Below are 19224 nucleotides of genomic sequence, written 5' to 3'. Positions count from 1 at the left end.
GCAGAATCTGGGCCGTGGGAGGATCGGAGGTGGCCGGCCCGGGCCGCGCACCGGGCCGAGCCACTGGACGTCGAGGCGCGAGCATGAGCATGAGGGAGCACCGTTGAGCAGGTTGCGCTGGCTGACCGCGGGGGAGTCGCACGGCCCCGCGCTTGTGGCGACGCTGGAGGGGCTGCCCGCAGGGGTGCCGATCACCACCGACATGGTGACGGACGCCCTCGCGCGGCGGCGGCTCGGCTACGGCCGCGGGGCGCGGATGAAGTTCGAGCGCGACGAGGTCACCTTCATCGGCGGCGTCCGGCACGGTCTGACCCTCGGCTCCCCGGTCGCGATCATGGTCGGCAACACCGAGTGGCCCAAGTGGGAGCAGGTCATGGCCGCCGACCCGGTCGACCCCGAGATCCTGGCGGGGCTGGCCCGTAACGCGCCGCTGACCCGCCCCCGCCCCGGCCACGCCGACCTCGCCGGAATGCAGAAGTACAACTTCGACGAGGCCCGGCCCATCCTGGAGCGCGCCAGCGCCCGTGAGACCGCCGCCCGCGTCGCCCTCGGCACCGTCGCCCGCTCCTACCTCAAGGAGACGGCCGGGATCGAGATCGTCTCCCATGTGACCGAGCTGGCCGCCGCCAAGGCCCCGTACGGCGTCTACCCGAAGCCGTCCGACGTCGAGCGGCTCGACGCCGACCCGGTGCGCTGCCTGGACGCCGACGCGAGCAAGGCGATGGTGGCCGAGATCGACCAGGCCCACAAGGACGGCGACACCCTCGGCGGCGTCGTCGAGGTGCTGGCGTACGGCGTACCGGTGGGCCTCGGCTCGCACGTGCACTGGGACCGCCGGCTGGACGCGCGGCTGGCCGCCGCGCTGATGGGCATCCAGGCCATCAAGGGCGTCGAGGTCGGCGACGGCTTCGACCTCGCCCGGGTGCCCGGCTCCCAGGCGCACGACGAGATCGTGTCGACCGACGAGGGCATCAAGCGCTCCTCCGGCCGCTCCGGCGGCACCGAGGGCGGGCTGACCACGGGCGAGCTGCTGCGGGTACGGGCCGCGATGAAGCCGATCGCGACCGTGCCCCGCGCGCTGGCCACCGTCGATGTCACCACCGGCGAGGCCACCAAGGCCCACCACCAGCGCTCGGACGTGTGCGCGGTGCCCGCCGCAGGCATCGTCGCCGAGGCCATGGTCGCCCTGGTGCTGGCGGACGCGGTCGCCGAGAAGTTCGGCGGCGACTCGGTCGGCGAGACCCGCCGCAACGTGCGGGGCTTCCTCGACAGCCTGGCCATCCGGTGAGCGGCGCCGGCACGCCGGAGGGTCCCGCCGCCGTCCTGGTCGGACCCATGGGCGTGGGGAAGAGCACCGTCGGACGGGTGCTCGCGGAGCGGCTGGGCACCACGTTCCGGGACACCGACACCGACATCGTGGAGACCGCGGGCAAGGAAATCTCCGAGATCTTCATCGACGAGGGCGAGCCCCACTTCCGCGAGCTGGAGAAGCAGGCCGTACGGACCGCCGTCGCCGGTCACCACGGCGTGCTGGCGCTCGGCGGCGGCGCGATCCTCGACCCGGACACCCGCGCCCTGCTCGCCGGCCTCCCGGTGATCTTCCTGGAGATGGGCGTCGCCGAGGCCGTCAAGCGCACCGGCCTGGACGCGCCCCGCCCGCTGCTCGCCGTCAACCCCCGCCAGCGCTGGCGCGAGCTGATGGAACAGCGCCGCCCGCTGTACACCGAAGTCGCCCGGGCCGTCGTGACGACCGAGGGCCGCACCCCCGACGAGGTCGCCGACGCCGTCATGGACGCACTGGAGCTGAAGAAGGCATGAGCACCGAAACCCCCACGCGCATCCAGGTCGGCGGCACCGCGGGCACCGCGCCGTACGAGGTCCTGGTCGGCCGGCAGCTCCTCGGCGAGCTGCCCGGCCTGATCGGCGATTCCAAGCGGGTCGCCGTGCTGCACCCCGAGGCGCTGGCCGAAACCGGTGAGGCGATCCGCCAGGACCTCGCGGACCAGGGGTACGACGCCATCGCGATCCAGCTGCCGAACGCGGAGGAGGCCAAGACCGCCGAGGTCGCCGCGTACTGCTGGAAGGCGCTCGGCCAGACCGGCTTCACCCGCAGCGACGTCATCGTCGGCGTCGGCGGCGGCGCGACCACCGACCTGGCCGGCTTCGTCGCCGCGACCTGGCTGCGCGGGGTGCGCTGGATCGCCATCCCGACGACCGTGCTCGGCATGGTCGACGCGGCGGTCGGCGGCAAGACCGGCATCAACACCGCCGAGGGCAAGAACCTCGTCGGCGCCTTCCACCCCCCGGCCGGGGTGCTGTGCGACCTGGCCGCGCTGGACTCGCTGCCCGTCAACGACTACATCAGCGGCCTCGCCGAGGTCATCAAGGCCGGATTCATCGCCGACCCGGCCATCCTGGAGCTGATCGAGCAGGACCCGGCCGCGGCCCGCACGCCCGGCGGTGCCCACACCGCCGAGCTGATCGAACGCTCCATCCGGGTCAAGGCCGAGGTCGTCTCCAGCGACCTCAAGGAATCCGGCCTGCGCGAAATCCTCAACTACGGGCACACGCTCGCGCACGCCATCGAGAAGAACGAGCGCTACAACTGGCGGCACGGCGCCGCCGTTTCCGTCGGCATGGTCTTCGCCGCCGAACTGGGCCGTCTCGCGGGCCGCCTGGACGACGCCACCGCCGACCGGCACCGCGCCGTCCTGGAGTCCGTCGGCCTGCCGCTCACCTACCGCGGCGACCAGTGGCCCAAGCTGCTGGAGACCATGAAGGTCGACAAGAAGTCCCGCGGTGACCTGCTGCGCTTCATCGTGCTCGACGGCATCGCCAAGCCGACCGTGCTGGAAGGGCCGGACCCGGCGGTGCTGCTCGCGGCGTACGGGGAGATCTCCCGGGAGACCTCGCCGAGCTGACCTGATTCCGTCACAGCTGTGTCATCTGTGGTAGCGCCATCGAAGCCCGCGGCACCGCCGCGGGCTTTCGAACGCCCCTGAAAGCGCCCGCAGTTGGGCGTCCCCGCGGACGAATTGCCTGGCTGGCGCCTTAAGACGGGCACTCATCGGGTTTCCCGGGCGTTCACACAGCGGCGGCCTGGGCAGGTACCGTTCGGTAGGAGCGGCCTCAGCGCCGCGTCACCACGCGACAGTTGTCCGTCACGACTGCCGCCTGTACGAGACGGAGTGCCACCGGATGCAGGACGCAGGCTGGGCCCAGAGCGCGAGTCAGCCCCCCGGTCCCCACCCGCACCGGCCGGCCCCGCCCGTACCTCCGGTGCCCGCAGCACCGGCCCCGCCCGCGCACCCCGTCCACCCCGCGGCGCCCATGCCGCCGGTGCCCGCCCCGCCCGCGCCCGTACCCCCGGTGGCGGGCCATCCGCAGGCCGGCGGGCACCCCACTCCGCAGCCGCCCCCCGCGCCGCCCGTCGACCGCGCCAACACCACCGGCCACATCCAGCTCCCGCCCGGCGGGCCCGTCCCGCTGCCCCACCCGCCCGCGGACCCGGCGATGGCCGACGCCTCGCACACCGCCGTCGCCGTGCTGCTCATCGGACCGGCCGGAGCGGGCAAGACCACCGTCGCCCGCTACTGGGCCGACCGCCGCCGGGTGCCCACCGCCCACATCAGCCTCGACGACGTCCGGGAGTGGGTCAGGTCGGGCTTCGCCAACCCCCAGTCGGGCTGGAACGAGAACTCCGAGGCGCAGTATCGTCTCGCCCGCCGCACCTGCGGTTTCGCCGCCCGTAACTTCCTCGCCAACGGCATCTCCTGCATCCTCGACGACGCGGTCTTCCCGGACCGCCCCGTCGTCGGCCTCGGCGGCTGGAAGCGGCACGTCGGCCCCGGTCTCCTCCCCGTGGTCGTGCTGCCCGGCCTCGAAATCGTCCTGGAGCGGAACGCGGCCCGCAGCGGTAACCGCCGCCTCAGCGACGAAGAGGTCGCCCGCATCCACGGCCGGATGGCCGGCTGGTACGGCTCGGGCCTGCCGATCATCGACAACTCCACGTACGACGTGGAGACCACCGCCCGCATGCTGGACGAGGTGGTGGCCCGCTCCATCGCGAGCCCGCCCGCCTTCTGACGACAGTCAGGGCATCCGGGGCGCCGGGACCCCATCCGGCCCCTTCCGGACGGCCGGGGCGGGACGCAGTGCGTACGCTCGGGGGCATGTCCCAGGTGTACGCGGCCCGACGTGCCCGCCTGCGCGACCAGTACGCGGCGGCCGGGAGCGAGGCCGCCCTGGTCTCCCGGGCCCCCAACGTGCGCTATCTGTGCGGCGACGCGCCCCCGGGCGCCGCACTGCTCCTCGGGCCCGTCCAGGACGTCCTGGTGGCGCCCGAGGCGTTCTCGTGGGGTTCGGTGCCGGGGCCGCATCCGGAGGATCTGCGGCTCCTGGTGCTGTCCGGGCCGGACGGCGACCCGGCCGTGGTCGCGGCCGACCTGGCGGCGGCGGACGGCGCCGAGTCGCTGGCCGTCGAGGAGCACGACCTGACCGTGGCCCGCCACCGGGCGGTCGGCGCCGCCGTGCCGCGGCTGCTCCTCGCCGACCTGGGGCGGGCCGTCGAGCAGCTGCGCATCGTCAAGGACGACGAGGAGATCTCCTGCATGCGGATCGCCGGGGAGCTGGCCGACCAGGCGCTCGGCGAGCTGCTGGAGTCGATCCTGGTGGGCCGTACCGAGCGCCATCTCGCGCTGGAGCTGGAGCGCCGGCTGGTGGACCACGGGGCGGACGGGGCGGCGTTCCCCACCGTGGTCGCGGCGGGACCGCACGCGGGCCGGGCCGCGCATCTGCCCACCGACCGCCGCGTGGAGGAGGGCGACTTCCTCACCATCTGCCTGGGCGCCGACTACCGCGGGTACCGCTGCCAGGTGGGCCGCACGTTCGTCATCGGGCCCTCGCCCGCGGACTGGCAGGTGGAGCTGTACGACCTCGTCTTCGCCGCTCAGCGGGCCGGACGGGAGGCGCTGCTGCCGGGCACGGCGTACCGGGACGTGGACCGGGTGACCCGTCAGGTACTGGACGCCGCGGGGTACGGGGAGGGGCTGGAGACGCGCACCGGACACGGTGTGGGCCTTGAAATCGACGAGGACCCTCGGCTGTCGCCGTCGGCCATGGGTAAACTGGACGCTTGTGTGCCGGTCACCGTCGAACCGGGGGTCCACCTCCCGGGACGAGGCGGTGTCCGGATCGACGACACGCTCGTCGTCCGCCCCGAGGCGGACGGCGGACCCGAGCTACTCACCATCACGACCAAAGAGCTGCTCGCGCTGTAGTTCTGGCTGACGGTTTTCCGCTGACGGCCCTGGCTGATAATGGCGCGCCGCGGCCTTTTGGTCTCCACCAGCTGTAGTCCAGGAGATCCCGCAACCGTGGCATCCACGAACGACCTCAAGAACGGCATGGTGCTCAAGCTCGACGGCGGCCAGCTCTGGTCCGTCGTCGAGTTCCAGCACGTCAAGCCCGGCAAGGGCCCTGCTTTCGTGCGCACCAAGCTCAAGAACGTGCTGTCCGGCAAGGTGGTCGACAAGACCTTCAACGCCGGCGTGAAGGTCGAGACGGCCAATGTCGACAAGCGCGGCATGCAGTTCTCGTACAAGGACGGCGAGAGCTTCGTGTTCATGGACATGGACACGTTCGACCAGATCTATGTCACCCCCGAGGTCGTCGGCGACAACGCCCGGTATCTGCTCGAGGGCTTCGAGGCGGTCGTGGCGATGTACGAGGGCAACCCTCTGTATGTCGAGCTGCCCGCCGCCGTCGAGCTGGTGATCGAGTACACCGAGCCGGGCGTCCAGGGTGACCGCTCGACCGGTGGCTCCAAGCCCGCCAAGCTCGAGACCGGCTACGAGATCGGCGTCCCGCTGTTCATCACCACCGGTGAAAAGATCAAGGTCGACACCCGGTCCGGCGAGTACCTCGGTCGGGTGAACAACTAACCGTGGCTGCCCGCAACAAGGCCCGTAAGCGAGCCTTTCAGATCCTTTTCGAGGCCGATCAGCGTGGCAGCTCCGTGCAGACCGTCCTCGCGGACTGGATACGGCACGCCCGGACCGACGATCGGCAGCCGCCGGTCAGCGAATACACGATGCAGCTCGTCGAGGGGTATGCGGAGCACGCCGCCCGGATCGACGAGCTGCTCGCCACCTACGCGGTGGGCTGGACGCTGGACCGGATGCCGGTCGTCGACCGGAACATCCTGCGGCTCGGCGCCTATGAGCTGGTGTGGGAGGACGCGACTCCGGACGCGGTGGTGATCGACGAGGCGGTGCAGCTCGCCAAGGAGTTCTCCACCGACGACTCGCCGTCGTTCGTCAACGGCCTGCTGGGCCGGCTCAAGGAGCTGAAGCCGGGGCTGCGCCGCGACTCGGAGACCCGGGCGTCGGGCGAGACCCAGGCATAAGGCGAGACCCAGGCGCAAGCCAGCACAAAGCCGCCGGGGGCGGTGGAGGCCGTACGGCACTTCCACCGCCCCCGGCGGCACGTTTCTGCTGGTGGAGAGGGTGCGAGGGCGCGACGGGCGCGCGTCACACATCCTCGTGCTGGACCGCGCGGCGCGCGTCGGCGCCCAGCACTCCCCAGCTGATCAGCTGTTCGGTAAGGACGGACGGCGACTGGTCGTAGATCACGGCGAGGGTGCGCAGATCGTCCTGGCGGATCGAGAGCACCTTGCCGTTGTAGTCGCCTCGCTGGCTCTGGATCGTGGCGGCGTAGCGCTGGAGCGGGCCCGCCTTCTCGACCGGCACATGGGCCAGCCGCTCCAGGTCCAGCACCAGCTTCGGCGGCGGCTCGGCCGCCCCGGCCGGGCTGGTGCCCGGCAGCAGCTCCTGCACCGGGACGCCGTAGAAGTCCGCCAGTTCGGCGAGACGCTGGACGGTCACGGCGCGGTCACCGCGCTCGTACGATCCCACCACCACGGCCTTCCACCGGCCCTGGGACTTCTCCTCGACGCCGTGAAGGGAGAGGCCCTGCTGGGTGCGGATGGCGCGGAGCTTGGCCCCGAGCTGTTTGGCGTATTCGCTGGACATAAAGCTCCCCGGACACTGAATCGACGTGCGGCTCCGCCGCGCGGCTGGTAACTCACTGTGAAGGTTACGTAGCGTAATCTCGGTTCGTCAAGCCGAATGGAGCGGAGGGGCTCTCGCCAGGGGTGTTGACGAGCGCCCCATGCGCCCCTGCTACTGTGAATGGCGCAAATCCGACGTCCTTTAAGGTCCGTCCCGTGAGGCGGAGAAGGAGGTCCGTTCCGATGGACGCTCGTACCTCGGACGCCGCGCGCTCCGTGCTGGAAGCACCGGACATCGCGCGCGTTCTGACCCGCATCGCCCACGAGATCGTCGAGCGCGCCAAGGGCGCCGACGACGTGGTGCTGCTCGGCATCCCCACCCGCGGTGTCTTCCTCGCCCGGCGGCTGGCCGCCCGGCTGGAGGAGATCACCGGCAGGGCCCCCGGTGAGCTGCCGGTCGGCTCGCTCGACATCACGATGTACCGCGACGACCTGCGCCTGCGGCCCGCCCGCGCGCTGGCCCGCACCGAGATCCCCGGCGACGGCGTCGACGGCCGGCTGGTCGTCCTCGTCGACGACGTGCTCTTCTCCGGCCGCACCATCCGCGCCGCACTCGACGCCCTCGGTGACCTGGGGCGGCCGCGCGCCGTCCAGCTCGCGGTCCTCGTCGACCGCGGTCACCGGGAGCTGCCGATCCGGGCCGACTACGTCGGCAAGAACCTCCCCACGTCGCTGCGGGAGACGGTCAAGGTCCAGCTCACCGAGGAGGACGGGCGCGACAGCGTGCTCCTCGGCCTGCGCGAGACCACCCCCGCGGACGGAAAGTAGCGCCCCGGCACCGACGGCGACGGCTCCCGGCGATCCCGGGTACCCGGCCCGTCGGGCACGTGGTGCGGGGCTTGACGGCCCGGCACCGCACCAGGCGCCTGCCCGCCCGTACGCCCGCACACCTCCTCACCCACGGAGCAACCGGATGAAGCGTCACCTCATCTCGGCCGCCGACCTCTCGCGCGACGACGCCGTCCTGATCCTCGACACCGCCGAGGAGCTGGCCCGGCTCGCCGACCGGCCGATCAAGAAGCTGCCGACCCTGCGCGGCCGCACCGTCGTGAACCTCTTCTTCGAGGACTCGACCCGCACCCGCATCTCCTTCGAGGCGGCCGCCAAGCGGCTGTCCGCCGACGTCATCAACTTCTCCGCCAAGGGCTCCTCGGTCTCCAAGGGCGAGTCCCTGAAGGACACCGCGCTCACCCTGGAGGCGATGGGCGCCGACGCCGTCGTCATCCGCCACCACTCCTCCGGCGCCCCGCACCGGCTCGCCACCTCCGGCTGGATCAACGGCTCGGTCGTCAACGCCGGTGACGGCACCCATGAGCACCCCACCCAGGCGCTGCTCGACGCCTTCACGATGCGCCGTCGGCTGGCCTCCGGGGCCTCCGGCGTGGGCCAGGACCTGTCCGGCCGCCGGATCACCATCGTCGGCGACGTGCTGCACAGCCGGGTCGCCCGTTCCAACGTCCACCTGCTGTCCACCCTCGGCGCCGACGTCACCCTGGTCGCCCCGCCCACGCTCGTCCCCTTCGGCGTCGAGAGCTGGCCCTGCGACGTCTCGTACGACTTGGACGCGGTGGTGGGCAAGTCCGACGCCGTGATGATGCTGCGGGTCCAGCGCGAGCGCATGAACGCCGCCTTCTTCCCCACCGAGCGGGAGTACGCGCGCCGCTACGGCCTGGACGCCGACCGGATGGGCCGGATGCCCGAGCACGCCATCGTCATGCACCCCGGCCCGATGAACCGCGGCATGGAGATCACCGCCGAGGTCGCCGACTCCGACCGCTGCACCGCCGTCGAGCAGGTCGCCAACGGCGTCTCGATCCGCATGGCCGTCCTGTACCTGCTGCTCGGCGGCAACGAGCCCGCCGTCACCGCCGCCCGCACCGAGGAGAACCAATAACCATGAGCGACACGAACAAGACGCTGCTGCGCGGCGCGAAGGTGCTCGGCGGCGAGCCGCAGGACGTGCTGATCGAGGGCGAGCGCATCGCCGCCGTCGGCACCGGCCTCGACGCGGACGGCGCCACCGTGATCGACGCCGCCGGGCAGATCCTGCTGCCGGGCCTGGTCGACCTCCACACCCATCTGCGCGAGCCCGGCCGGGAGGACTCCGAGACCGTCCTCACCGGCACCAAGGCCGCCGCGGTCGGCGGCTTCACCGCCGTCCACGCCATGGCCAACACCTTCCCCGTGGCCGACACCGCGGGCGTCGTGGAGCAGGTGTGGCGGCTCGGCAAGGAGTCCGGCTACTGCGACGTGCAGCCCATCGGCGCCGTCACCGTCGGCCTGGAGGGCAAGAAGCTCGCCGAGCTGGGCGCCATGCACGAGTCCGCCGCCGGTGTCCGGGTCTTCTCCGACGACGGCAAGTGCGTCGACGACGCCGTGATCATGCGCCGCGCCCTGGAGTACGTGAAGGCGTTCGGCGGCGTCATCGCCCAGCACGCCCAGGAGCCGCGGCTCACCGAGGGTGCCCAGATGAACGAGGGCATCGTCTCCGCCGAACTGGGCCTGGGCGGCTGGCCGGCCGTCGCCGAGGAGTCGATCATCGCCCGCGATGTGCTGCTCGCCGCGCACGTCGACTCCCGGGTGCACATCTGCCACCTCTCCACCGCGGGCTCGGTCGAGATCGTCCGCTGGGCCAAGTCCAAGGGCTGGAACGTCACCGCCGAGGTCACCCCGCACCACCTGCTGCTCACCGACGAGCTGGTCCGCTCGTACAACCCGGTCTACAAGGTGAACCCGCCGCTGCGCACCGAGGCGGACGTCATGGCGCTGCGCGAGGCGCTGGCCGACGGCACCATCGACTGCGTCGCCACCGACCACGCCCCGCATCCGCACGAGGACAAGGACTGCGAGTGGGGCGCGGCGGCCATGGGCATGGTCGGCCTGGAGACCGCGCTGTCCGTCGTCCAGCACACCATGGTCGACACCGGGCTGCTGGACTGGGCGGGCGTCGCCGACCGGATGTCCACCCGGCCCTCCGCCATCGGCCGGCTCACAGGCCAGGGCCGTCCCGTCGCCGCCGGGGAGCCCGCCAACCTCACCCTGCTGGACTCCGCCTACCGTGGTGAGGTGAACCCCGCGGGCTTCGCCTCCCGCAGCCGCAACACCCCCTACGAGGGCCGGGAACTGCCGGGCCGGGTGACGCACACCTTCCTGCGGGGCCGGGCGACGGTCGTGGACGGGAAACTCGCGTGATACCTCTGACCCCATTGGCAGCCGAGCAGCGCTCCCAGGACGTCACCGACTGGGCCGCCCGCATCGGCTGGGTCGTCGGTCTGCTGCTCGTCATCGCGCTGGTCTACTGGCTGATGCGCGAGGGCTGGAAGTGGCGCGGCACCCTCCAGGGCGATCTGCCCGAGCTGCCCGAGCCCCCCGCCGAGCCGGGCCCCGCCACGCTGACCCTCACCGGCCGCTACCACGGCTCCACCACCGCCGGACAGTGGCTCGACCGCATCGTGGCCCACGGCCTCGGTACCCGCAGCCGCGTCGAGCTGACCCTCACCGAGGCGGGCGTGAGCGTCGTACGGCCCGGCGCCCAGGACTTCTTCATCCCGGCCGCAAGCCTCCGCGGCGCCCGGCTCGACAAGGGCATCGCGGGCAAGGTCCTCGCCGAGGGCGGGCTGCTGATCGTCACCTGGCAGCTCGGCGACCGGCAGATCGACTCCGGATTCCGCTCCGACCACGCCGCCGAGCACGCGGCCTGGGTCGAAGCCCTCGACGCCACCGAAGACGTCAAGAACGCAGAGCACAACCAGGAAGGCGCACGATGACGACCTCCACCAGGGGGGCCCAGACCCCCGCCGTTCTCGTCCTGGAGGACGGCCGCACCTTCCGTGGCCGCGCCTACGGGGCCGTGGGGGAGACCTTCGGCGAGGCCGTGTTCTCCACCGGGATGACCGGCTACCAGGAGACCCTTACCGACCCGTCCTACCACCGTCAGGTCGTCGTCATGACCGCCCCGCACATCGGCAACACGGGCGTCAATGACGAGGACCCCGAGTCCGGGCGCATCTGGGTCTCCGGCTATGTGGTGCGCGACCCCGCCCGTACGCCGTCCAACTGGCGCTCCCGCCGCTCCCTGGACGACGAGCTGACCGCCCAGGGCGTCGTCGGCATCAGCGGCGTCGACACCCGCGCCCTCACCCGCCATCTGCGCGAGCGCGGCGCCATGCGCGTGGGCATCTTCTCCGGGGAGGCGGTCGCCGACGAGGCCACGCTGCTCGCCCGGGTGCAGGCCGCCCCGCAGATGAAGGGCGCCGACCTGAGCGGCGAGGTGGCGACCCGGGAGACGTACGTCGTCCCCGCGATCGGCACCAAGCGGTTCACCGTCGCCGCGATCGACCTGGGCATCAAGGGCATGACCCCGCACCGGATGGCCGAGCGCGGCATCGAGGTGCACGTCCTGCCCGCCACCGCCACCGTGGAGGACATCTACGCGGTGAACCCGGACGGCGTGTTCTTCTCCAACGGACCGGGCGACCCGGCCACCGCCGAGCACCCCGTCTCGCTCATGCGCGCCGTCCTGGAGCGGTCCACCCCGCTGTTCGGCATCTGCTTCGGCAACCAGATCCTGGGCCGCGCGCTCGGCTTCGGCACCTTCAAGCTGAAGTACGGCCACCGCGGCATCAACCAGCCGGTGCAGGACCGCACCACCGGCAAGGTCGAGGTCACCGCGCACAACCACGGCTTCGCCGTGGACGCGCCGCTCGACGCGCCCAGCGACACCCCCTACGGGCGGGCCGAGGTCTCCCACGTCTGCCTCAACGACAACGTGGTCGAGGGGCTGCGCCTGCTCGACCGCCCCGCATTCAGCGTCCAGTACCACCCCGAAGCCGCTGCGGGCCCGCACGACGCCGGGTACCTGTTCGACCGCTTCGTCACCCTGATGGAGGGCCAGCGTGCCTAAGCGCACCGACATCCAGTCCGTCCTGGTCATCGGCTCCGGCCCGATCGTCATCGGCCAGGCCGCCGAGTTCGACTACTCCGGCACCCAGGCCTGCCGGGTGCTGAAGGCCGAGGGCCTGCGGGTCATCCTGGTCAACTCCAACCCGGCCACGATCATGACCGACCCGGAGATCGCCGACGCCACGTACGTCGAGCCGATCACCCCGGAGTACGTCGAGAAGATCATCGCCAAGGAGCGCCCCGACGCGCTGCTGCCCACCCTCGGCGGCCAGACCGCCCTGAACACCGCCATCTCCCTCCACGAGGCGGGCACCCTCGACGCGTACGACGTCGAGCTGATCGGCGCCAACGTCGAGGCGATCAACAAGGGCGAGGACCGCGACCTGTTCAAGGAGGTCGTCGAGGCCGTCAACGCCAAGATCGGCCACGGCGAGTCCGCCCGCTCGTACATCTGCCACTCCATGGACGATGTCCTCGCGGGCGTCGAGGAGCTCGGCGGCTACCCCGTCGTCGTCCGCCCCTCGTTCACCATGGGCGGCGCCGGCTCCGGCTTCGCCCACGACGAGGAGGAGCTGCGCCGCATCGCGGGCACGGGCCTGACGCTCTCCCCGACCACCGAGGTGCTGCTGGAGGAGTCGATCCTGGGCTGGAAGGAGTACGAGCTGGAGCTGATGCGCGACAAGCACGACAACGTCGTGGTCGTCTGCTCCATCGAGAACTTCGACCCCATGGGCGTCCACACCGGCGACTCGATCACCGTCGCCCCGGCGATGACGCTGACCGACCGCGAGTACCAGGTGCTGCGGGACATCGGCATCGCCGTCATCCGCGAGGTCGGCGTCGACACCGGCGGCTGCAACATCCAGTTCGCGGTCAACCCCGAGGACGGCCGGGTCATCGTCATCGAGATGAACCCGCGCGTCTCCCGCTCCTCCGCGCTGGCATCCAAGGCCACCGGCTTCCCGATCGCGAAGATCGCCGCCCGGCTGGCCGTCGGCTACACGCTGGACGAGATCCCCAACGACATCACCGAGAAGACCCCGGCGTCCTTCGAGCCCACGCTCGACTACGTCGTGGTCAAGGTGCCGCGGTTCGCGTTCGAGAAGTTCCCGGCCGCCGACGCCCGCCTCACCACCACCATGAAGTCGGTCGGCGAGGCCATGGCCATCGGCCGCAACTTCACCGAGGCGCTCCAGAAGGCGCTGCGCTCGATGGAGAAGAGGGGCAGCCAGTTCGACTTCACCGGCGAGCCCGGGGACAAGTCCGCCCTGCTGGAGCGGGCCGACGTCCCCACCGACGGCCGGATCAACACCGTCATGGGCGCCATCCGGGCCGGGGCCACCCCGCAGGAGGTCTTCGACGCCACGAAGATCGACCCGTGGTTCGTGGACCAGCTCTTCCTGATCAAGGAGGTCGCGGACGAGCTGGCCGCCGCCGACAAGCTCGGCCCCGAGCTGCTCGCCGAGGCCAAGCGGCACGGCTTCTCCGACCACCAGATCGCCGGAATCCGCTCGCTGCGCGAGGACGTGGTCCGCGAGGTGCGGCACGCGCTCGGCATCCGGCCCGTCTACAAGACGGTCGACACCTGCGCCGCCGAGTTCGCCGCGAAGACCCCGTACTTCTACTCCTCCTACGACGAGGAGACCGAGGTCGCGCCGCGCGAGACCCCGGCCGTGATCATCCTCGGCTCCGGGCCCAACCGCATCGGCCAGGGCATCGAGTTCGACTACTCGTGCGTCCACGCCTCCTTCGCGCTGAGCGCCGCGGGCTACGAGACCGTCATGGTCAACTGCAACCCGGAGACCGTCTCCACCGACTACGACACCTCCGACCGGCTCTATTTCGAGCCGCTCACCCTGGAGGACGTCCTGGAGATCGTCCACGCCGAACAGCAGGCGGGCCCGGTCGCCGGCGTCGTCGTCCAGCTCGGCGGCCAGACCCCGCTCGGCCTCGCCCAGGCCCTCAAGGACAACGGCGTGCCCATCGTCGGCACCTCGCCCGAGGCCATCAACCTCGCCGAGGAGCGCGGCGCCTTCGGCCGCGTGCTGACCGAGGCCGGGCTGCCCGCCCCCAAGTACGGCACCGCCTTCTCCTTCGAGCAGGCCAAGGGCATCGCCGCCGAGATCGGCTACCCGGTCATGGTCCGCCCCTCGTACGTGCTGGGCGGCCGCGGCATGGAGATCGTCTACGACGAGCCCTCCCTCGCCGAGTACCTGGAGCGCCACGCGGGCCTCATCTCCGAGCACCCGGTGCTCATCGACCGCTTCCTCGACGACGCGATCGAGATCGACGTCGACGCGCTCTACGACGGCCAGGAGCTGTACCTCGGCGGCGTCATGGAGCACATCGAGGAGGCCGGCATCCACTCCGGCGACTCGGCGTGCGCGCTGCCCCCGATCACCCTCGGTGGCTTCGATATCAAGCGGCTGCGCGCCTCCACCGAGGCCATCGCGCGCGGTGTCGGCGTCCGCGGACTGATCAACATCCAGTTCGCGATGGCCGGGGACATCCTGTACGTCCTGGAGGCCAACCCGCGCGCCTCCCGCACGGTCCCCTTCACCTCCAAGGCCACCGCCGTACCGCTGGCCAAGGCCGCCGCCCGGATCTCGCTGGGCGCGACCATCGCCGAGCTGCGCGCCGAGGGCCTGCTGCCCGCGACCGGTGACGGCGGCACCCTGCCGCTGGACGCGCCGATCTCCGTCAAGGAGGCCGTGATGCCCTGGTCGCGGTTCCGCGACGCCTCGGGGCGCGGGGTGGACACCATCCTCGGCCCGGAGATGCGCTCGACCGGCGAGGTCATGGGCATCGACTCGGTCTTCGGCGCGGCGTACGCCAAGTCGCAGGCCGGGGCGTACGGAGCGCTGCCCACCAAGGGGCGCGCCTTCGTCTCCGTCGCCAACCGCGACAAGCGCTCGATGATCTTCCCAGCCCGGGAGCTGGTCGGCCTCGGCTTCGAACTGCTGGCCACCTCGGGCACGGCGGAGGTGCTCAAGCGCAACGGCATCAACGCCACCGTCGTCCGCAAGCAGAGCGAGGGGGAGGGGCCGGCCGGTGAGAAGACCATCGTCCAGCTCATCCACGACGGGGACGTGGACCTGATCGTCAACACCCCGTACGGCACCGGCGGCCGGCTCGACGGCTACGACATCCGTACGGCGGCCGTCGCCCGCGGCGTCCCGTGCCTGACCACCGTCCAGGCGCTCGCCGCCGCCGTCCAGGGCATCGAGGCGCTCGGCCGGGGCACGGTCGGCGTGCGGTCGCTCCAGGAACACGCGGAACATCTGACCGCCGCCCGCGAGGAGTGAGGCGAGGGAGGGGGACACCGGCCGGTGTCCCCCTCTTCGCGAGCCGCCCCCTCTTCCCCCCCCCGCTTCCGCCGCCCGCAGAAAGCCCCTCATGTACTCGCTGCTCTTCAACCTGCTCTTCCGGCGCATGGACCCGGAAAAGGCCCACCACCTGGCCTTCGGCTGGATCCGGCTGGCCGCCCGCGTCCCCGTCCTGCGCACTTGTCTCGCGGCCCTCCTCGCCCCCCGCGACAAGGCGCTGCGCACCGAGGCGCTGGGCCTGCGGATGCACGGGCCGTTCGGGCTCGCCGCCGGGTTCGACAAGAACGCCGCCGGGATCGACGGCATGGCCATGCTCGGCTTCGACCATGTCGAGATCGGCACCGTCACCGGTCAGCCGCAGCCCGGCAACCCCAAGAAGCGGCTCTTCCGGCTGGTCGGCGACCGTGCGCTGATCAACCGCATGGGCTTCAACAATGAGGGCTCGGCCGCGGTCGCCGCCCGTCTCGCGGCCCGCCGCGCCGCCTTCCGTACGACGGTCGGCGTCAACATCGGCAAGACGAAGGTCGTCCCGGAGGCGGAAGCGGTCGCCGACTACGTGACCTCGACCGAGCGACTGGCCGCCCACGCGGATTACCTCGTCGTCAACGTCTCCTCGCCCAATACCCCCGGACTGCGGAACCTGCAGGCCGTCGACCAGCTGCGCCCGCTGCTGACCGCGGTCCGCGAGGCCGCCGACCGCGTCGTCACCGGGCGCCGGGTGCCCCTGCTGGTGAAGATCGCGCCAGATCTCGCCGACGCGGACGTGGACGCGGTCGCCGACCTCGCCGTCGAACTGGGCCTGGACGGCATCATCGCCACCAACACGACGATCGCGCGGGAGGGGCTGGGGCTGACGTCCCCCTCGGCGCTCACCGCCGAGACCGGCGGCCTGTCCGGCGCCCCCCTGAAGGCCCGCTCGCTGGAGGTGCTGCGCCGCCTGTACGCCCGGGTGGGGGACCGGCTGACCCTCGTGGGCGTGGGCGGGATCGAGACGGCCGACGACGCGTGGGAGCGGATCCTCGCGGGGGCGACGCTGGTGCAGGGCTACAGCGCGTTCATCTACCGCGGGCCGTTCTGGGCCCGCGAGATCCACCGTGGGCTCGCCGCCCGGCTGGCGGCCTCCCCGTACGACACCCTGGCCGACGCGGTGGGGGCGGAGAGCGGGGCGTAACGCCTGCGGCGCCTTGTTCCCCACCCCGCCCCTTCCCGCAGCACCGGATATGCGGCTCCGCCGCGTGGCGGGGCAAGCCCCCGGGCCCCCGCCGGGGCTCCGCCCCGGACCCCGCTCCTCAATCGCCCCCAGCTACCGCTGGGAGGTGCCCCCCCGAGGGGCTGGGTAGTGGGGCATCTCCGCCCGGCCCCGTCCCGCCCGCCCGAGGGGCTGGACGGTGGGGGCATCTTCGCACTGGCCCCCGTTCCGTACGCCGGACAGGCTGGGTGGTGGGGCATCCCCGCCCCGGAACCCCGTTGCACCACCGCCGACGGCCGCAGCCCGTATCCCGCACGTACTCGAGGAGAGAACCATGACCACGCCCACCCCCTTCGGTACGCGCCTGCGCCGGGCCATGGACGAGCGCGGGCCGCTCTGTATCGGCATCGACCCGCATGCCTCCCTGCTCGCCGACTGGGGGCTCGGGGACGATGTCGCGGGGCTCGAGCGGTTCACGCGGACCGTCGTGGACGCGCTCGCCGGGCGCGTCGCCGTGCTCAAGCCGCAGTCGGCCTTCTTCGAGCGCTTCGGCTCGCGCGGCATCGCCGTGCTGGAGCGGGCCGTGGCGGACGCCCGGGACGCCGGGGCGCTGGTGCTGATGGACGCCAAGCGCGGCGACATCGGGTCCACGATGGCCGCGTACGCCGCCGCCTACCTCGACCCCACCAGCCCGCTGTTCTCGGACGCGGTCACCGTCAGCCCCTACCTCGGCTTCGGCTCGTTGCGCCCCGCGCTGGACGCCGCGCGGGCGAGCGGCGCGGGGGTCTTCGTGCTGGCGCTGACGTCCAACCCGGAGGGCGCCGAGGTGCAGCACGCGGCGCGGCCCGACGGGACGACCGTCGCCGCGTCCGTGCTGGCCCACCTGAAGGCCGAGAACGCCGATGAGGCCGAAAGGGGTGCCCTCGGCTCGTACGGCGCGGTCGTCGGGGCGACCCTCGGCGCCACCGCGGAGCGGATCGGCGCGGAGCTGGCGATCGACGGGCCGCTGCTGGCACCCGGCATCGGCGCCCAGGGCGCGACCCCCGCGGACCTTCCGGAGGTCTTCGGAACGGCGGTCCGGAACGTCGTTCCGAGCGTCAGCCGAGGGGTCCTCAAGCACGGGCCGGATGCCTCCGCGCTGGTCGAGGCGGCGGCCCGAATGGCTGATGACGTGCGTGCCGTGGCTGAATAACCGGGCTATTTTGTCCATGAATGTCCCAGTCGAGAGAGTCTGACCAGGACTTTTCGTCTGTTCTCGCTGACTGGAGCGGGATCGGCCGCTAGTCTCCGACGAGAGCGAACGCGCTGTTGCGTTGCGCGTTGCTCCGCAGGTGAGGGCCGACTAGGTTCCTCACCGGTCCCTATCCGACAGTTCGACATCCGAGGTGACGTAGGCGTGGCTCTTCCGCCCCTTACCCCTGAACAGCGCGCAGCCGCGCTCGAAAAGGCCGCCGCGGCTCGCCGGGAGCGCGCCGAGGTCAAGAATCGGCTCAAGCACTCCGGCGCGTCTCTGCACGAGGTCATCAAGCAGGGCCAGGAGAACGATGTCATCGGCAAGATGAAGGTCTCCGCCCTCCTGGAGTCCCTGCCGGGCGTCGGCAAGGTCCGCGCCAAGCAGATCATGGAGCGGCTCGGCATCTCCGAAAGCCGTCGTGTGCGCGGGCTCGGCTCCAACCAGATCGCATCCCTCGAGCGTGAGTTCGGCGGCGCCGCCGGCTGACGTTTCCCGGCACGCTCGGGAACCTGGATAATCTGCTGCATGGCAGCACATCCAGTACGCCCGCGGCTGACCGTGCTCTCCGGCCCCTCCGGGGTCGGCAAGAGCACGGTCGTCGCGCATATGCGCAAGGCACACCCCGAGGTCTGGCTCTCGGTCTCCGCCACGACCCGTAAGCCCCGCCCCGGTGAGCGGCACGGTGTCCAGTACTTCTTCGTGGACGACGGTGAGTTCGACAAGCTCATCGCCAACGGCGAGCTGCTGGAGTGGGCCGAGTTCGCCGGCAACCGCTACGGCACCCCGCGGGAGGCGGTCATGGACCGGCTCGACGCGGGCGAGCCGGTGCTGCTGGAGATCGACCTGCAGGGCGCGCGGCAGATCCGCGAGTCCATGCCGGAGGCCCAGCTGGTCTTCCTCGCCCCGCCCAGCTGGGAGGAGCTGGTCCGCCGGCTCACCGGGCGGGGGACCGAGGCGCCCGAGGTCATCGAGCGGCGGCTGGAGGCGGCGCGTATCGAGCTGGCCGCCGAATCCGAGTTCGATACGACCCTGATCAATACCTCCGTCGAGGACGTGGCGAGTGAGCTGCTAGCCTTGATGCGAGTGGCTTGATCTTCAATTCATTCTTGCCATGAGGCGTAATAAGGAAGGCTAGAGAGTGTCCTCTCCCATGACCGCGCCCGAGGGCATCATCAACCCTCCGATTGATGAGCTGCTCGAGGCGACCGACTCGAAGTACAGCCTCGTGATCTACGCGGCCAAGCGTGCCCGTCAGATCAACGCGTACTACTCGCAGCTCGGTGAGGGTCTGCTCGAGTACGTCGGCCCCCTGGTGGACACCCACGTCCACGAGAAGCCGCTGTCGATCGCGCTCCGTGAGATCAACGCGGGTCTGCTGACCTCCGAGGCCATCGAGGGCCCGGCTCAGTAAGGTCCGGAAAATCGCTCATCACCGGCCCGGCGGCCTCGCTGCCGGGCTCGTGGTGTGTCATGGGTACGTATCCGTTCGTAATCGGCGGGATCC

The 19224-nt window shown here is 71.5% G+C and carries 19 protein-coding genes; 18 read left to right on the top strand and 1 reads right to left on the bottom strand.

Annotation, left to right across the window (positions count from 1 at the left end):
- The first annotated feature begins 103 nt into the window (after window positions 1–103).
- From aroC to nusB, 7 genes are all read left to right on the top strand, one after another.
- A complete protein-coding gene (gene aroC / locus ACH4SI_RS05670) occupies window positions 104–1288 on the top strand; it encodes a chorismate synthase (RefSeq protein WP_398292941.1) in 1185 nt (394 codons plus the stop codon).
- Window positions 1289–1335: 47 nt separating this feature from the next.
- Window positions 1336–1818 carry a shikimate kinase gene (locus ACH4SI_RS05665; protein ID WP_398293905.1) on the top strand — a complete coding sequence of 161 codons (483 nt, stop codon included), beginning with the start codon at window positions 1336–1338 and terminating at the stop codon, window positions 1816–1818.
- Window positions 1815–2921: a 3-dehydroquinate synthase gene (gene aroB / locus ACH4SI_RS05660; RefSeq protein WP_398292939.1), complete on the top strand. Its 1107-nt coding sequence runs from the start codon at window positions 1815–1817 to the stop codon at window positions 2919–2921. The genes ACH4SI_RS05665 and aroB overlap by 4 nt, the downstream gene beginning before the upstream one ends.
- A 277-nt stretch (window positions 2922–3198) precedes the next feature.
- Complete coding sequence (locus ACH4SI_RS05655; protein ID WP_398292937.1) at window positions 3199–4086, top strand: AAA family ATPase; 888 nt, start codon at window positions 3199–3201, stop codon at window positions 4084–4086.
- 86 nt (window positions 4087–4172) lie between these two features.
- Window positions 4173–5279, top strand: coding sequence for a M24 family metallopeptidase (locus ACH4SI_RS05650; protein WP_398292935.1), 1107 nt, complete (start codon window positions 4173–4175; stop codon window positions 5277–5279).
- Window positions 5280–5375: 96 nt separating this feature from the next.
- The gene (efp, locus tag ACH4SI_RS05645; RefSeq protein WP_055557542.1) at window positions 5376–5942 is read left to right on the top strand and encodes an elongation factor P; all 567 of its coding nucleotides are present in this window, start codon (window positions 5376–5378) and stop codon (window positions 5940–5942) included.
- Between the two features lie 2 nt (window positions 5943–5944).
- Window positions 5945–6406, top strand: coding sequence for a transcription antitermination factor NusB (nusB, locus tag ACH4SI_RS05640; RefSeq protein ID WP_398292932.1), 462 nt, complete (start codon window positions 5945–5947; stop codon window positions 6404–6406).
- Window positions 6407–6530: 124 nt separating this feature from the next.
- Here the strand turns inward: nusB and bldD are convergent, their stop codons facing one another.
- The gene (bldD, locus tag ACH4SI_RS05635; RefSeq protein WP_014056259.1) at window positions 6531–7031 is read right to left on the bottom strand and encodes a transcriptional regulator BldD; all 501 of its coding nucleotides are present in this window, start codon (window positions 7029–7031) and stop codon (window positions 6531–6533) included.
- A gap of 221 nt (window positions 7032–7252) precedes the next feature.
- Between bldD and pyrR the strand changes: the two genes are divergently transcribed.
- From pyrR to rpoZ, 11 genes are all read left to right on the top strand, one after another.
- Window positions 7253–7837, top strand: a complete 585-nt coding sequence (gene pyrR, locus ACH4SI_RS05630) for a bifunctional pyr operon transcriptional regulator/uracil phosphoribosyltransferase PyrR (protein ID WP_398292930.1) — start codon at window positions 7253–7255, stop codon at window positions 7835–7837.
- Window positions 7838–7982: 145 nt separating this feature from the next.
- Window positions 7983–8963 (top strand): aspartate carbamoyltransferase catalytic subunit, encoded by a 981-nt coding sequence (locus ACH4SI_RS05625; RefSeq protein ID WP_398292928.1) that lies wholly within the window; start codon window positions 7983–7985, stop codon window positions 8961–8963.
- 2 nt (window positions 8964–8965) lie between these two features.
- A complete protein-coding gene (locus ACH4SI_RS05620) occupies window positions 8966–10261 on the top strand; it encodes a dihydroorotase (protein ID WP_398292926.1) in 1296 nt (431 codons plus the stop codon).
- Window positions 10258–10836 carry a hypothetical protein gene (locus ACH4SI_RS05615; protein WP_398292924.1) on the top strand — a complete coding sequence of 193 codons (579 nt, stop codon included), beginning with the start codon at window positions 10258–10260 and terminating at the stop codon, window positions 10834–10836. The genes ACH4SI_RS05620 and ACH4SI_RS05615 overlap by 4 nt, the downstream gene beginning before the upstream one ends.
- Window positions 10833–11972 carry a glutamine-hydrolyzing carbamoyl-phosphate synthase small subunit gene (gene carA, locus ACH4SI_RS05610; protein WP_398292922.1) on the top strand — a complete coding sequence of 380 codons (1140 nt, stop codon included), beginning with the start codon at window positions 10833–10835 and terminating at the stop codon, window positions 11970–11972. The genes ACH4SI_RS05615 and carA overlap by 4 nt, the downstream gene beginning before the upstream one ends.
- The gene (gene carB / locus ACH4SI_RS05605; protein ID WP_398292919.1) at window positions 11965–15276 is read left to right on the top strand and encodes a carbamoyl-phosphate synthase large subunit; all 3312 of its coding nucleotides are present in this window, start codon (window positions 11965–11967) and stop codon (window positions 15274–15276) included. The genes carA and carB overlap by 8 nt, the downstream gene beginning before the upstream one ends.
- A 91-nt stretch (window positions 15277–15367) precedes the next feature.
- A complete protein-coding gene (locus ACH4SI_RS05600; RefSeq protein WP_398292917.1) occupies window positions 15368–16468 on the top strand; it encodes a quinone-dependent dihydroorotate dehydrogenase in 1101 nt (366 codons plus the stop codon).
- Window positions 16469–16820: 352 nt separating this feature from the next.
- Window positions 16821–17678, top strand: a complete 858-nt coding sequence (gene pyrF, locus ACH4SI_RS05595; RefSeq protein ID WP_398292915.1) for an orotidine-5'-phosphate decarboxylase — start codon at window positions 16821–16823, stop codon at window positions 17676–17678.
- Between the two features lie 204 nt (window positions 17679–17882).
- Window positions 17883–18206 (top strand): integration host factor, encoded by a 324-nt coding sequence (locus tag ACH4SI_RS05590; protein WP_009713618.1) that lies wholly within the window; start codon window positions 17883–17885, stop codon window positions 18204–18206.
- Between the two features lie 39 nt (window positions 18207–18245).
- Complete coding sequence (gene gmk / locus ACH4SI_RS05585; protein WP_398292912.1) at window positions 18246–18812, top strand: guanylate kinase; 567 nt, start codon at window positions 18246–18248, stop codon at window positions 18810–18812.
- 58 nt (window positions 18813–18870) lie between these two features.
- Window positions 18871–19131 carry a DNA-directed RNA polymerase subunit omega gene (gene rpoZ, locus ACH4SI_RS05580; protein ID WP_020867048.1) on the top strand — a complete coding sequence of 87 codons (261 nt, stop codon included), beginning with the start codon at window positions 18871–18873 and terminating at the stop codon, window positions 19129–19131.
- Window positions 19132–19224: the final 93 nt, after the last annotated feature.

The organism is Streptomyces sp. NPDC021212, from assembly GCF_044332925.1.
Taxonomy (GTDB): domain Bacteria; phylum Actinomycetota; class Actinomycetes; order Streptomycetales; family Streptomycetaceae; genus Streptomyces.
Note: the sequence above shows the minus strand (reverse complement) of the source record. Positions and strands in the feature narration are given on the sequence as shown.

Bases quoted from the DNA above. Each gene is read 5' to 3' on its own strand.
- ACH4SI_RS05625 (WP_398292928.1), top strand. From the start codon at position 7,983: ATGAAGCGTCACCTCATCTCGGCCGCCGACCTCTCGCGCGACGACGCC.
- ACH4SI_RS05665 (WP_398293905.1), top strand. From the start codon at position 1,336: ATGGGCGTGGGGAAGAGCACCGTCGGACGGGTGCTCGCGGAGCGGCTG.
- pyrR (WP_398292930.1), top strand. From the start codon at position 7,253: ATGGACGCTCGTACCTCGGACGCCGCGCGCTCCGTGCTGGAAGCACCG.
- ACH4SI_RS05620 (WP_398292926.1), top strand. From the start codon at position 8,966: ATGAGCGACACGAACAAGACGCTGCTGCGCGGCGCGAAGGTGCTCGGC.
- carA (WP_398292922.1), top strand. From the start codon at position 10,833: ATGACGACCTCCACCAGGGGGGCCCAGACCCCCGCCGTTCTCGTCCTG.
- ACH4SI_RS05600 (WP_398292917.1), top strand. From the start codon at position 15,368: ATGTACTCGCTGCTCTTCAACCTGCTCTTCCGGCGCATGGACCCGGAA.
- aroB (WP_398292939.1), top strand. From the start codon at position 1,815: ATGAGCACCGAAACCCCCACGCGCATCCAGGTCGGCGGCACCGCGGGC.
- ACH4SI_RS05655 (WP_398292937.1), top strand. From the start codon at position 3,199: ATGCAGGACGCAGGCTGGGCCCAGAGCGCGAGTCAGCCCCCCGGTCCC.
- bldD (WP_014056259.1), bottom strand. From the start codon at position 7,031: ATGTCCAGCGAATACGCCAAACAGCTCGGGGCCAAGCTCCGCGCCATC.
- gmk (WP_398292912.1), top strand. From the start codon at position 18,246: ATGGCAGCACATCCAGTACGCCCGCGGCTGACCGTGCTCTCCGGCCCC.
- ACH4SI_RS05650 (WP_398292935.1), top strand. From the start codon at position 4,173: ATGTCCCAGGTGTACGCGGCCCGACGTGCCCGCCTGCGCGACCAGTAC.
- pyrF (WP_398292915.1), top strand. From the start codon at position 16,821: ATGACCACGCCCACCCCCTTCGGTACGCGCCTGCGCCGGGCCATGGAC.
- rpoZ (WP_020867048.1), top strand. From the start codon at position 18,871: ATGACCGCGCCCGAGGGCATCATCAACCCTCCGATTGATGAGCTGCTC.